This window comes from Streptomyces triticagri (assembly GCF_003429565.1).
GTDB lineage: Bacteria > Actinomycetota > Actinomycetes > Streptomycetales > Streptomycetaceae > Streptomyces > Streptomyces triticagri.
The window spans coordinates 49760-61393 of the sequence record NZ_QUAK01000105.1; the positions used below are offsets into that span (position 1 = coordinate 49760).

Genomic DNA, 11634 nt, shown 5'->3' on the forward strand with positions numbered 1-11634 from the left:
GGCGGGCTGGGGATCCCCACACCCCGCCCGAACCGAACCCCCGGAATCACCCCATACCGCCCCCCGGCCCACACCACCGCACCGGGCACTGTCCCGAATACCAAGACTCTCCCGTCCGCATCGTGGACAACGGTGGACTGCCCAAACACGAACGTGCCACGCTTCCGTCATGTCTCGAGCCGGAATTGCCTTGGTGAGTCGACGCCACGTCGACCTCGGACGCGTGTTCAGCGCCATCTGTCCGGCGATCTGACGCCACGCCCCGCGACCCCGCCACAGCGCCAGTCGCAGCGCCCGTCGCGGCCCGTCAGCACCCCGCCTCGCACCTCCCGCTTCTCCCGCTCGGAGCCCCACCCCACCCGTCCGTCGGCCACCACCGACCGCCGGTGACCACTTCACCCTGACCCGCTGCGCAATGACGCGCGCACGTCGGCCCGCCGTCCGCCCCGTCATCGCTCATCGTGCCCGTACACGCAGGTCAGAGCCGCTTTCCTGCTGCCTTGAAGGACGTACCCCATGCCCGCCACACCCGAGAAGTCGCCCGTCACGCCCCGCCGCAAGGCGAGCCGTCACCGTGGTGAGGGCCAGTGGGCCGTAGGGCACTTCACCCCGCTCAACGGCAACGAACAGTTCAAGAAGGACGACGACGGTCTCAATGTGCGGACACGCATTGAGACGATCTACTCGAAGTCCGGCTTCGACTCGATCGACCCCAACGACCTGCGCGGGCGCATGCGTTGGTGGGGCCTCTACACCCAGCGCAAGCCCGGCATCGACGGCGGCAAGACGGCCGTCCTGGAGCCCGAGGAGCTGGACGACAAGTACTTCATGCTGCGGGTCCGGGTGGACGGCGGGCGGCTGACCACCGAGCAGCTGCGGGTGATCGGCCAGATCTCCGAGGAGTTCGCCCGCGGCACGGCGGACATCACCGACCGGCAGAACATCCAGTACCACTGGATCCGGATCGAGGACGTGCCGGAGATCTGGCGCCGGCTCGAGGAGGTCGGCCTCTCCACCACCGAGGCCTGCGGTGACACCCCACGCGTCATCCTCGGCTCGCCCGTGGCGGGAATCGCCGAGGACGAGATCATCGACGGCACGCCCGCGATCGACGAGATCCACCGGCGGTTCATCGGCAACCCGGCGTTCTCGAACCTGCCGCGGAAGTTCAAGACGGCCATCTCCGGGTCGCCGCTGCTCGACGTCGCCCACGAGATCAACGATGTGGCGTTCGTCGGCGTCGAACATCCCGAGCACGGGCCCGGGTTCGACCTCTGGGTGGGCGGCGGCCTGTCCACCAACCCCAAGCTGGGACAGCGCCTCGGCGCCTGGGTCCCCCTCGACGAGGTCCCGGACGTCTTCGAGGGCGTCATCTCGATCTTCCGCGACTACGGCTACCGCCGGCTGCGCACCCGGGCCCGGCTGAAGTTCCTGCTCGCCGACTGGGGCGCGGAGAAGTTCCGGCAGATCCTGCAGGACGAGTACCTGAAGCGGGAGCTCGTCGACGGTCCCGCACCCGCCGAGCCGGTCTCGCGCTGGCGCGACCACGTGGGCGTGCACCGGCAGCGCGACGGCCGCTTCTACGTGGGCTTCGCACCGCGCGTCGGCCGGGTGGACGGCGCCACGCTCACCAAGATCGCCGAGGTCGCGGGTGAGCACGGCTCAAGCCGGCTGCGGACCACCGCCGAGCAGAAGATGATCGTGCTCGACGTCGAGGAGCAGCAGGTCGATTCGCTGGTGTCCGCGCTCGAGGCGCTGGACCTCAGGGTCCGCCCCTCCTCGTTCCGGCGCGGCACCATGGCCTGCACCGGCATCGAGTTCTGCAAGCTCGCGATCGTGGAGACCAAGGCCCGCGGCTCCTGGCTGATCGACGAACTCGAGCGCCGCATCCCGCAGTTCGAGGAGCCCATCACCATCAACATCAACGGCTGCCCGAACGCCTGCGCCCGTATCCAGGTCGCCGACATCGGTCTGAAGGGCCAGCTGATGCTGGACGGCGACGGCAATCAGGTCGAGGGCTTCCAGGTGCACCTCGGCGGCGCGCTCGGACTCGAGGCCGGCTTCGGCCGCAAGGTCCGCGGGCTCAAGGTCACGGCGCAGGAGCTGCCGGACTACATCGAGCGCGTCCTCAAGCGGTTCGAGGCCGAGCGCGAGGACGGTGAGCGGTTCGCCGCCTGGACCGCCCGCGCCGACGACAAGGCCCTGTCATGAGCGAGCGTGCCGCGCCCTTCCACTGCCCCTACTGCGGCGACGAGGACCTGCGTCCGAACGAGACGGGTCACGGCGCCTGGGAATGCGCGGCCTGCAACCGGGCCTTCCAGCTGAAGTTCCTCGGGCTGCTCACCCGCGGAGTACCGCACAACGACGGCGGAGGGGACGAGATATGACGGCGACTCAGCACGCCGCACGGACCGAGGAGGAGACCCGTGCGCTCGCCGAGCAGGCCGGACGCGATCTGGAGGACGCCTCTCCGCTGGAGATCCTCCGGTGGGCGGCCGAGACCTTCGGCGGCCGCTTCTGCGTGACCTCCTCGATGGAGGACGCGGTGGTGGCCCATCTGGCCTCGCGCGCCTTCCCCGGGGTCGATGTGGTGTTCCTCGACACCGGCTACCACTTCCCCGAGACGCTCGGCACCGCCGATGCGGTCGGCGCCGTGATGGACGTCAATCTGATCACCCTGACCCCGCGTCAGTCCGTCGCCGAGCAGGACGCCGAGTACGGCCCGAAGTTGCACGACCGCGACCCCGACCTGTGCTGCGCCCTGCGCAAGGTCAAGCCCCTCGAAGAGGGCCTGACCGGCTACGACGCCTGGGCGACGGGCCTGCGCCGGGACGAGTCGCCGACCCGCGCGAACACTCCGGTGGTCGGCTGGGACGAGAAGCGCCGCAAGGTCAAGATCGCCCCGATCGCCCGCTGGACCCAGCAGGACGTGGACGCCTACATCGCCGAACACGGCGTCCTGACCAACCCGTTGCTCGAGGACGGCTACCCCTCCATCGGCTGCGCCCCGTGCACCCGCCGGGTCGCCGAGGGCGAGGACGCGCGGGCCGGCCGCTGGGCCGGACGCGCCAAGACGGAATGCGGGCTGCACGGCTGATGACGACTCTGGGAGACAAGCACGTGACCGGTGCCACGATCTGGCTCACGGGACTGCCGAGCGCGGGCAAGACCACACTCGCCCGCGCGGCGGCGGACCGGCTGCGCGATGCCGGACACCGTGTGGAGGTGCTCGACGGCGACGAGATCCGGGAGTTCCTCTCGGCCGGCCTCGGCTTCGACCGCAAGGACCGGGACACCAATGTGCAGCGCATCGGCTTCGTCGCCGAACTCCTCGCGAGCCAGGGCGTGAAGGTCCTGGTCCCGGTGATCGCTCCGTACGCCGACAGCCGCGAGGCGGTACGCAAGCGGCACCAGCGGGAGGGCACCGGATACGTCGAGGTGCACATCGCGACTCCGGTCGAGGTGTGCAGCGAACGCGATGTGAAGGGTCTTTACGCCAAGCAGGCCGCCGGCGAGATCTCCGGCCTGACGGGCGTCGACGACCCGTACGAGGAGCCCGAGTCGCCCGATCTGCGCATCGAGGCGCACCAGCAGTCCGTAGAGGAGTCCGCGGCCGCGCTGCATGCGCTGCTCGGTGAGAGGGGTCTGGCATGACCACGAGTGCCACTGTCCTGGACGAGGACACCGACAGCCCGTACGCCCTGTCGCACCTGGACGCGCTGGAGTCCGAGGGCGTGCACATCTTCCGTGAGGTGGCGGGTGAGTTCGAGCGGCCGGTGATCCTCTTCTCCGGCGGCAAGGACTCGATCGTGATGCTGCATCTGGCGCTGAAGGCGTTCGCGCCGGCGCCGGTGCCGTTCTCGCTGCTCCATGTGGACACCGGGCACAACTTCCCCGAGGTCATCGAGTACCGCGACCGGGTGGTGGCCCGGCACGGTCTGCGGCTGCATGTGGCCTCCGTGCAGGACTACATCGACCGCGGAGTGCTGCGCGAGCGCCCGGACGGCACCCGCAATCCGCTGCAGACGGTGCCGCTCACGGAGAAGATCCAACGGGAGAAGTTCGACGCGGTCTTCGGCGGCGGCCGGCGCGACGAGGAGAAGGCGCGGGCCAAGGAGCGGGTCTTCTCGCTGCGCGACGAGTTCTCCCAGTGGGACCCGCGCCGGCAGCGCCCCGAGCTCTGGCAGCTGTACAACGGCCGGCACGCGCCGGGCGAGCACGTCCGGGTCTTCCCGCTGTCCAACTGGACCGAGCTGGACGTCTGGCAGTACATCGCCCGGGAGGAGATCGAGCTCCCGGAGATCTACTTCGCCCATGAGCGGGACGTGTTCCGGCGCTCCGGCATGTGGCTGACCGCCGGCGAGTGGGGCGGGCCGACCGAGGACGAGCCGGTGGTCAAGCGGCAGGTCCGCTACCGCACCGTCGGCGACATGTCCTGCACCGGTGCCGTCGACTCCGACGCCGACACGCTCGACGCGGTGATCACCGAGATCGCCGCATCGCGGCTCACCGAGCGCGGCGCCACCCGGGCCGACGACAAGCTCTCCGAGGCCGCGATGGAAGACCGCAAGCGCGAGGGGTACTTCTAAATGACCACGCCCACTACAGGCACCGACCGGTTGGCCGATCTGTCGGCGACCACGCTGCTGCGGTTCGCCACCGCCGGGTCGGTCGACGACGGCAAGTCCACCCTGGTGGGGCGGCTCCTGCACGACTCCAAGTCGGTACTCACCGACCAGTTGGAGGCCGTCGAGCGGGCCTCGCTCGGCCGCGGCCAGGAGGCGCCCGACCTGGCGCTGCTCACCGACGGCCTGCGCGCCGAGCGCGAGCAGGGCATCACCATCGACGTGGCGTACCGCTACTTCGCCACGCCGCGGCGCCGGTTCATCCTCGCCGACACCCCCGGGCATGTGCAGTACACCCGGAACATGGTCACCGGCGCCTCCACCGCCGAGCTGACGGTGATCCTGGTCGACGCGCGCAACGGCGTCGTCGAGCAGACCCGCCGGCACGCGGCCCTCGCGGCGCTGCTGCGTGTCCCGCACGTGGTCCTCGCCGTCAACAAGATGGACCTGGTCGACTACGCGGAGCCGGTCTTCGCGAAGATCGCCGAGGAGTTCACCGCGTACGCACTGAACCTCGGCGTCCCCGAGGTGACCACGATCCCTATCTCGGCGCTCGCCGGGGACAACGTGGTGGAGCCCTCCGCGAACATGGACTGGTACGGCGGCCCGACGGTGCTCGAGCACCTGGAGACCGTGCCGGTCAGCCACGACCTGGCCGGCTGCCACGCGCGCTTCCCCGTGCAGTACGTGATCCGGCCGCAGACGGCCGAACACCCCGACTACCGGGGCTACGCGGGCCAGATCGCCGCGGGCACCTTCCGGGTCGGCGAGGAGGTGGCCGTACTGCCGTCGGGCAGGACCTCCAAGGTGGTCGGGATCGATCTGCTGGGCACCCCGGTCGATGTGGCCTGGACCCCGCAGTCGGTGACGCTGCTGCTCGAGGACGACATCGACATCTCGCGCGGCGATCTGATCGTGCCGGCCGGTGATGTGCCGGCCGTCGGCCAGGACATCGAGGCGACCGTGTGCCATGTGGCGGACCGGCCGCTCACGGTCGGCCAGCGGGTGCTGCTCAAGCACACCACCCGTACCGTCAAGGCGATCGTCAAGGAGATCCCTTCGCGGCTCACCCTCGACGACCTGTCCCAGCACCCGGAGCCGGGCAGCCTGGTCGCCAACGACATCGGCAAGGTGCGCCTGCGCACCGCCGAGCCGCTGGCCCTGGACGACTACGCGGACTCGCGGCGCACCGGATCCTTCCTGCTGATCGACCCGGCGGACGGTACGACGCTGACCGCGGGCATGGCGGGCGAGGCCTTCGCCCCGGCGGGCAGCTCGTCCGCCGTCACCCCCGCCGCGGCCGAACCGGACGACGACGGCTGGGACTTCTGATGACGATCGACATGTTCGCCACCTTCGCGAAGGAGGGCGGCCGGGTCGGCAGCGGCCACCTGGGCGCGGGGACCGGGGGTGTCGCGCGATGTGTGTGATGACGTACGCGCACCGCTCGCGCGCCCTCACCCCCCACCACCCGCACCGCCGAAGACCTGCCGCTTCCCCGGCCGCGTACCCGTATCCGCACGGGACGTAGGAGCCGGGCCTACGAGGGGAATGCCTCCCGTGTCTGCCCACCGTTCCACCCGCACCACCCTGCGCCGCACCGTCGCCGTGGCCGCCGCCCTGCCCGTGCTCGCCCTGACCGCCACCGCCTGCGGGTACGGCTCCGACTCCTCGGACGACAAGGAGAAGGTGGCTGCCGAGGGCAAGAAGGTCGGCGGTCTGGACGAGATCAAGGTCGGCTACTTCCCGAACGTCACGCACGCCACCGCCCTTGCGGGTCTTCAGGAGGGCATCTTCCAGAAGGAACTGGGCGGCACGAAGATCAAGACGCAGACCTTCAACGCAGGCCCGTCCGCGATCGAGGCGCTGAACGCCAAGTCCGTGGACGTCACCTGGATCGGCCCGTCGCCCGCGATCAACGGCTACACCAAGTCCAAGGGCCAGAACCTGCGCATCATCGCCGGCTCCGGCTCCGGCGGCGTGTCCCTGGTCGTGAACCCGAAGAAGGTCAAGTCCCTGGACGACCTCAAGGGCAAGCGGATCGCCACCCCGCAGCTCGGCAACACCCAGGACGTGGCGCTGCTCAACTACCTGTCGGAGAACGGCCTCGAGGTCGATGCGAACACCGGCAAGGGCGACGTCACCGTCATCCGGCAGGACAACAAGGAGATCCCGGCGTCCCTCGAGTCCGGCTCGCTCGACGGCGCCTGGGTGCCCGAGCCCACCGCCTCCAAGCTGGTCGCGGGCGGCGGCAAGGTGCTGCTCGACGAGAAGAAGCTCTGGAAGGACGGCAAGTTCGTCATCACGAACCTGATCGTGTCCCAGAAGTTCCTCAAGGAGAACCCGAAGGCCGTCGAGGCCCTGCTGCGCGGCACGGTGAAGACCAACGCGTGGATCGCCGAGAAGCCCGAGGACGCCAAGGCCGCGGTCAACGCCCGGCTCAAGAAGGACTCCGGCCAGGCGCTGCCCGCGGAGGTGCTCGACCCGGCGTTCAAGAACGTCGAGACGCTCAACGACCCGCTCGCCTCGACCCTGCGCGACGAGGCCGACCACGCCGTCAAGGCCGGTCTCCTCGAGGACCCGCTGCTCGACGGGATCTACGACCTGCGCCCGCTGAACAAGGTCCTGAAGGCCGAGGGCGAGCCCGCCGTCGACGACGCCGGTCTCGGCGCGAAATAACTCGGCGCGAAGTAACTCGGCGCGAAGAATCCGACCCGCAGACCGGAACGCCCTCAGGAGGTGAGGCCCATGGCCACCGCACTCGTCAAGCAGGCCGAGGTGGAGGACACCGCAGGCGACGCGCCCGTCGCCGCCCAGATCGACCATGTCTCGAAGTCGTTCGGCCGGGGCACCGCCCAGCAGCTCGTCCTCGACGACATCACGCTCGATGTCGCGCCCGGCGAGTTCGTGACCCTCCTGGGGGCTTCCGGCTGCGGCAAGTCCACACTTCTCAATCTGGTCGCGGGGCTCGACAAGCCGTCCGCGGGCGCCATCGAGGTCCCCGGCGGGCGGCCCGCCCTGATGTTCCAGGAACATGCGCTGTTCCCCTGGCTGACCGCCGGAAAGAACATCGAACTCGCCCTGAAGATGCGCGGGATGCCCAAGCAGGAGCGCCCGGCCGAGGCCGAGCGACTGCTCGATACGGTGCGGCTCAAGGGTGCGCACCGCAAGCGCGTGCACGAGCTTTCGGGCGGTATGCGCCAGCGTGTGGCGCTCGCCCGTGCACTGGCGCAGGACAGCCAACTGCTCCTGATGGACGAGCCGTTCGCCGCGCTCGACGCCATCACCCGGGACGTGCTCCACGACGAGCTCACCCGCATCTGGTCCGAGACGGACGTCTCGGTCCTGTTCGTCACCCACAACGTCCGCGAGGCGGTACGGCTCGCTCAGCGCGTCGTCCTGCTCTCGTCCCGCCCCGGACGTATCGCCCGTGAGTGGCAGGTCGACATCCCGCAGCCGCGCCGGATCGAGGATTCCGCGGTGGCCGACCTGTCCGTAGAGATCACCGAGCAGCTGCGGGGGGAGATCCGCCGTCATGGCCAGCACTGAGACACGGACCGGGGAGCTTCCCGGTCCCCCCGACGAGACCGATGCCGGTACGCCGGCTTCGGCCGCCGCCACGGACGCACGACCCGAAGGCCCCGAGGCGCGGCGAGCGGCAACCGACGACGGCCTGGAAGCCGGTCTCGACGCCCTGGAGACCAGGACCTCCGAGCGGGTGTCCTTCGGCCGCATCCTGCTCTCCAAGGCGGTGCCGCCCCTGGTGGCCGTCGTGCTGGTCGTCACGGTCTGGCAGCTCGCCGCGATGTCCGACGTCAAGCCGGACTACGTCCTTCCGGGGCCACTCGACGTGGCCGGGTCCATCCAGGACATGTGGCTGGAGGGCACCCTCTTCGGCTACATCTGGACGTCCGTGTCCCGGGGCGCGCTCGGCTTCCTGGTGTCGGTGGCGGTCGGCACGCCGCTCGGTCTGCTGGTGGCCCGGGTCAGGCCGGTGCGGGCCGCGATCGGTCCGATCCTGTCGGGTCTGCAGTCCCTGCCGTCGGTGGCCTGGGTGCCGGCCGCGATCATCTGGTTCGGCCTCACCGACGCGACGATCTACGCGGTGGTGCTGCTCGGCGCGGTCCCCTCGATCGCGAACGGCCTGGTGGCCGGCGTCGACCAGATCCCGCCGCTGTATCTGCGGGCGGGCCGGGTGATCGGCGCGACCGGTCTGCAGGGCGTACGGCATGTGCTGCTGCCCGCGGCCCTGCCAGGCTATCTGGCGGGGCTCAAGCAGGGGTGGGCGTTCTCGTGGCGCTCCCTGATGGCCGCCGAGCTGATCGCCAACTCCCCCGATCTGGGCACCGGTCTGGGCCAGCTGATGGAGAACTTCCGCACCTACAGCGACATGTCGGGCGTCCTCGCCACCATCCTGCTGATCCTGATCGTCGGCATCGGCATCGACCTGCTCTTCTTCTCCCCCCTCGAGCGCCGTGTGCTGCGCAGCAGGGGCCTGCTCACCCGGAACGTCTGATGCACTCCTCCCCCGTGTCCCCCGTACTGCTGGTGGTCGCCCACGGCAGCCGCGATCCCCGGCATGCCGCGACCGTGCACGCCCTGGTGCGGCGGGTGCGGGCCGAGCGCCCCGAACTGCGGGTGGAGACCGGCTTCCTGGACTTCAATGCACCGTCCGTGCCGCGCGTCCTGGAAGCGCTCGCAGCGGACGGTGCCCGGGATGTGGTGGCGCTTCCGCTGCTGCTCACCCGGGCCTTCCACGCGAAGGCCGACATCCCCGCCGTACTGCACGAGTCCCTGGCCCGGCTGCCGCAGCTCTCGGTGCGGCAGGCCGAGGTGCTCGGGCCCTCGCCGCTGCTTCGACTCGCCCTGGAGCGGCGCCTCGCGGAGGCCGGTGTGCGGGACGAGGACAGGAGCACGACCGGGGTGGTTCTCGCCTCGGCCGGCTCATCGGACCCGGAGGCGATCGCAGTGATCGCAGAAATCGCGCGGGAGTGGCGGCGCACCGGTTGGTGCGCCGTGCGGCCTGCGTTCGCCTCCGCATCTCTGCCGCGCACCGAGGACGCGGTCCGCGCGCTGCGCGCGGAGGGGGCGCGGCGGGTGGCGGTGGCGCCGTACGTCATCGCCCCCGGCTTCCTCCCGGACCGGATCGCCCGCGGGGCGCGGGAGGCGGGGGCGGAGGTACTGGCCGATGTCCTGGGCCCGGCCCCGGAGTTGGCCCGCCTCCTCCTCGAACGCTACGACGCATGTGCGCGGGCCCGCGCGCTGCCGCTGGCCTCCCTGTCGGCCTGACCGGTTCAGCAACCACCGCAGTTGTGGTACGTCACATCCCAGTGGTTGCCCTCCTTGTAGTAGATGTTGCCGCTGCCCGACTGCCACTTCGAGCCGCCGATCGAGGTGAACGTGCCCTGGATGTAGTTGTTCAGGCACGTGGAGAGACCGAAGTCGACCTTGTAGCCGTTCCAGTGGCTGTACGTGCCGCTCGCGTGGCCGGTCTCGGTGCCGCCGGTGAGCCGGATCGCGCAGCCGCTGGCCGACCTGAGCGTGATCACGCCGTCCACGGTGGCGGAGTTGATCTGGTCGAACGAGGTGCAGTTGGGCTTGTTCCGGTCCGAACAGCCGCCGCTGGACGACCAGGTGATGCCCGCCGCCTGGAACTTGGCGGTCGCCTGCGCGTGGCTCAGCTTGGCCCGGACGCCGATGTCGTCGCCGTCGCTCGGTGCGGCGCCGGCGACTCCGGGCGCCGTGAGGGCAAGGGCGGCGCCGAGGGCCAGGGTCAGCGCGGCGATGCGCGGGCGCAGGGATCTGTGGGGGGTCTTCATGGGGGTCTCCCGGTGACAGATCATCGAGTGGACCCCGAGAGTTGCACCGTTTACAGGTACACGTCAATAACACCTCGACGGTCCCCGTCCGCCCCGGCAGGCCGGTTGTTCGGCCGTGCCCGAGGCTCCGCGGTCATTCCTGTGGACGGCGGAACGGAGTGGCCTGGTGGAACCAGAGGAGCCAGCCGTCTCCCGTGCGCCGCCACAGCGAACTGCGGTGCGCCAGACGGCCGTTGTGGTCGGTGTCGAAGGTGAGGTGCACCAGGTCGTCGGCGAGCCGAACGCCCTGCATCCCGGTCGTGGTGACCGGCCTGACGGGCACCGGACGCTCCGTCAGCTCGGCGACGATCGACTCGCGGTTCCATCGCCTGCCGGAGTAGCCGAACTCCGTGAACTGCGGGTGCAGCAGGGATCCGAGCAGCTCGGGCGACCGGCGCACCTCCGGTGCAAGGAGCCGCAGTTCGCATTCGATGGCCTCGCGCACGGCCGCATCGGTCTCAGCCACGGGTCATCTCCACCAGCTTGGTCACGGTGTTCCAGTTGCGGCTCGTGGCGACGAGACCCTTGAACAGGCTCGGCCTGGACAGCGCTTCCGCCAGCTTGGACCTGCCGATCCCGTCCTGGGCGTAGAGATAGACGACCCGGTCCCCGACCCGGTAGTCGTCGGGTGCGTACGCCGTCGCATCGACGGCGGCCTCGAGCTGCTTCGGATCGACCGGACCGGACAGATACGTCGCGTGCAGCTGACGGCCCTCGAGGGACGCGGCCGGGAACGGGCACTGCTCCACCACCGACGCGAGGTAGGCGTGATCGCGCACCAGGCAGTCCACCCGGAAGCCGAAGTGCCCCTCGATCGCCGCACCGAGCTGCTCGGCCAGCTCCTCCTCGCGAGCGCGCCGGCCCGCCTCGCCCGTACCTGCGGGACCGTCCGCGGCGAAGACGGCATTGCCGCTCTGCAGATGGGTGTGCACGTCCCGGTGGCCGAGCTCGCCGATGAGTTCGCGCAACTCGGCCATGGGAACGCGCTTGTGCCCACCCACGTTGATGCCCCGGAGCAGCGCTGCATACGTCGTCATGCGCTCAAGATAGACAGCCGGGGGTGCCGGACCAAGCAGCGAGCCGTCGCCCGGCGCAGCGCAGCAGGAGGCGGCCGTCGCGCCCCGTGGGGGAAAGCGCGACGGCCGCCGGTC

General features: G+C 70.3%; 13 protein-coding genes. 10 read left to right on the forward strand and 3 right to left on the reverse strand.

Annotation, left to right across the window (positions count from 1 at the left end; all coding sequences use genetic code 11):
* The first annotated feature begins 516 nt into the window (after positions 1-516).
* The 10 genes from DY218_RS19525 to DY218_RS19570 all read left to right on the forward strand — a co-directional run bounded on the left by DY218_RS19525 (position 517) and on the right by DY218_RS19570 (position 9914).
* Entirely contained in the window at positions 517-2211 is a 1695-nt protein-coding gene (locus DY218_RS19525; protein WP_128557368.1) for a nitrite/sulfite reductase, read from the forward strand.
* The gene (locus DY218_RS19530) at positions 2208-2387 is read left to right on the forward strand and encodes a hypothetical protein (RefSeq protein ID WP_128557369.1); all 180 of its coding nucleotides are present in this window, start codon (positions 2208-2210) and stop codon (positions 2385-2387) included. The genes DY218_RS19525 and DY218_RS19530 overlap by 4 nt, the downstream gene beginning before the upstream one ends.
* A complete protein-coding gene (locus DY218_RS19535) occupies positions 2384-3097 on the forward strand; it encodes a phosphoadenylyl-sulfate reductase (RefSeq protein WP_128557370.1) in 714 nt (237 codons plus the stop codon). Before DY218_RS19530 ends, DY218_RS19535 begins: the two co-directional genes overlap by 4 nt.
* Positions 3079-3654: an adenylyl-sulfate kinase gene (gene cysC, locus DY218_RS19540; protein WP_199566784.1), complete on the forward strand. Its 576-nt coding sequence runs from the start codon at positions 3079-3081 to the stop codon at positions 3652-3654. Before DY218_RS19535 ends, cysC begins: the two co-directional genes overlap by 19 nt.
* Entirely contained in the window at positions 3651-4589 is a 939-nt protein-coding gene (gene cysD, locus DY218_RS19545; RefSeq protein WP_128557371.1) for a sulfate adenylyltransferase subunit CysD, read from the forward strand. Before cysC ends, cysD begins: the two co-directional genes overlap by 4 nt.
* Positions 4590-5957 carry a sulfate adenylyltransferase subunit 1 gene (locus DY218_RS19550; protein WP_128557372.1) on the forward strand — a complete coding sequence of 456 codons (1368 nt, stop codon included), beginning with the start codon at positions 4590-4592 and terminating at the stop codon, positions 5955-5957.
* A gap of 219 nt (positions 5958-6176) precedes the next feature.
* The gene (locus tag DY218_RS19555) at positions 6177-7304 is read left to right on the forward strand and encodes an ABC transporter substrate-binding protein (RefSeq protein WP_128557373.1); all 1128 of its coding nucleotides are present in this window, start codon (positions 6177-6179) and stop codon (positions 7302-7304) included.
* A gap of 69 nt (positions 7305-7373) precedes the next feature.
* On the forward strand, positions 7374-8174 hold the full coding sequence (locus DY218_RS19560) for an ABC transporter ATP-binding protein (RefSeq protein WP_128557374.1): 801 nt from the start codon (positions 7374-7376) through the stop codon (positions 8172-8174).
* Positions 8161-9141, forward strand: coding sequence for an ABC transporter permease (locus tag DY218_RS19565; RefSeq protein ID WP_128557375.1), 981 nt, complete (start codon positions 8161-8163; stop codon positions 9139-9141). Before DY218_RS19560 ends, DY218_RS19565 begins: the two co-directional genes overlap by 14 nt.
* A complete protein-coding gene (locus DY218_RS19570; protein WP_128557376.1) occupies positions 9141-9914 on the forward strand; it encodes a sirohydrochlorin chelatase in 774 nt (257 codons plus the stop codon). The genes DY218_RS19565 and DY218_RS19570 overlap by 1 nt, the downstream gene beginning before the upstream one ends.
* A gap of 5 nt (positions 9915-9919) precedes the next feature.
* Here DY218_RS19570 and DY218_RS19575 read toward each other — a convergent pair whose 3' ends face one another.
* From DY218_RS19575 to DY218_RS19585, 3 genes are all read right to left on the reverse strand, one after another.
* Entirely contained in the window at positions 9920-10444 is a 525-nt protein-coding gene (locus tag DY218_RS19575; protein WP_128557377.1) for a hypothetical protein, read from the reverse strand.
* A 133-nt stretch (positions 10445-10577) separates the two neighbouring features.
* Positions 10578-10949, reverse strand: coding sequence for a nuclear transport factor 2 family protein (locus DY218_RS19580; RefSeq protein ID WP_128557378.1), 372 nt, complete (start codon positions 10947-10949; stop codon positions 10578-10580).
* Entirely contained in the window at positions 10942-11520 is a 579-nt protein-coding gene (locus tag DY218_RS19585) for a DUF1697 domain-containing protein (protein WP_128557379.1), read from the reverse strand. The genes DY218_RS19580 and DY218_RS19585 overlap by 8 nt, the downstream gene beginning before the upstream one ends.
* Positions 11521-11634: the final 114 nt, after the last annotated feature.

What these genes read in the sequence shown, in the direction of transcription:
- DY218_RS19550 (WP_128557372.1), top strand. Translation starts at nt 4,590, where the DNA reads ATGACCACGCCCACTACAGGCACCGACCGGTTGGCCGATCTGTCGGCG.
- DY218_RS19585 (WP_128557379.1), bottom strand. Translation starts at nt 11,520, where the DNA reads ATGACGACGTATGCAGCGCTGCTCCGGGGCATCAACGTGGGTGGGCAC.
- DY218_RS19525 (WP_128557368.1), top strand. Translation starts at nt 517, where the DNA reads ATGCCCGCCACACCCGAGAAGTCGCCCGTCACGCCCCGCCGCAAGGCG.
- DY218_RS19560 (WP_128557374.1), top strand. Translation starts at nt 7,374, where the DNA reads ATGGCCACCGCACTCGTCAAGCAGGCCGAGGTGGAGGACACCGCAGGC.
- DY218_RS19530 (WP_128557369.1), top strand. Translation starts at nt 2,208, where the DNA reads ATGAGCGAGCGTGCCGCGCCCTTCCACTGCCCCTACTGCGGCGACGAG.
- DY218_RS19570 (WP_128557376.1), top strand. Translation starts at nt 9,141, where the DNA reads ATGCACTCCTCCCCCGTGTCCCCCGTACTGCTGGTGGTCGCCCACGGC.
- DY218_RS19535 (WP_128557370.1), top strand. Translation starts at nt 2,384, where the DNA reads ATGACGGCGACTCAGCACGCCGCACGGACCGAGGAGGAGACCCGTGCG.
- DY218_RS19555 (WP_128557373.1), top strand. Translation starts at nt 6,177, where the DNA reads ATGCCTCCCGTGTCTGCCCACCGTTCCACCCGCACCACCCTGCGCCGC.
- cysC (WP_199566784.1), top strand. Translation starts at nt 3,079, where the DNA reads ATGCGGGCTGCACGGCTGATGACGACTCTGGGAGACAAGCACGTGACC.
- DY218_RS19575 (WP_128557377.1), bottom strand. Translation starts at nt 10,444, where the DNA reads ATGAAGACCCCCCACAGATCCCTGCGCCCGCGCATCGCCGCGCTGACC.
- cysD (WP_128557371.1), top strand. Translation starts at nt 3,651, where the DNA reads ATGACCACGAGTGCCACTGTCCTGGACGAGGACACCGACAGCCCGTAC.
- DY218_RS19565 (WP_128557375.1), top strand. Translation starts at nt 8,161, where the DNA reads ATGGCCAGCACTGAGACACGGACCGGGGAGCTTCCCGGTCCCCCCGAC.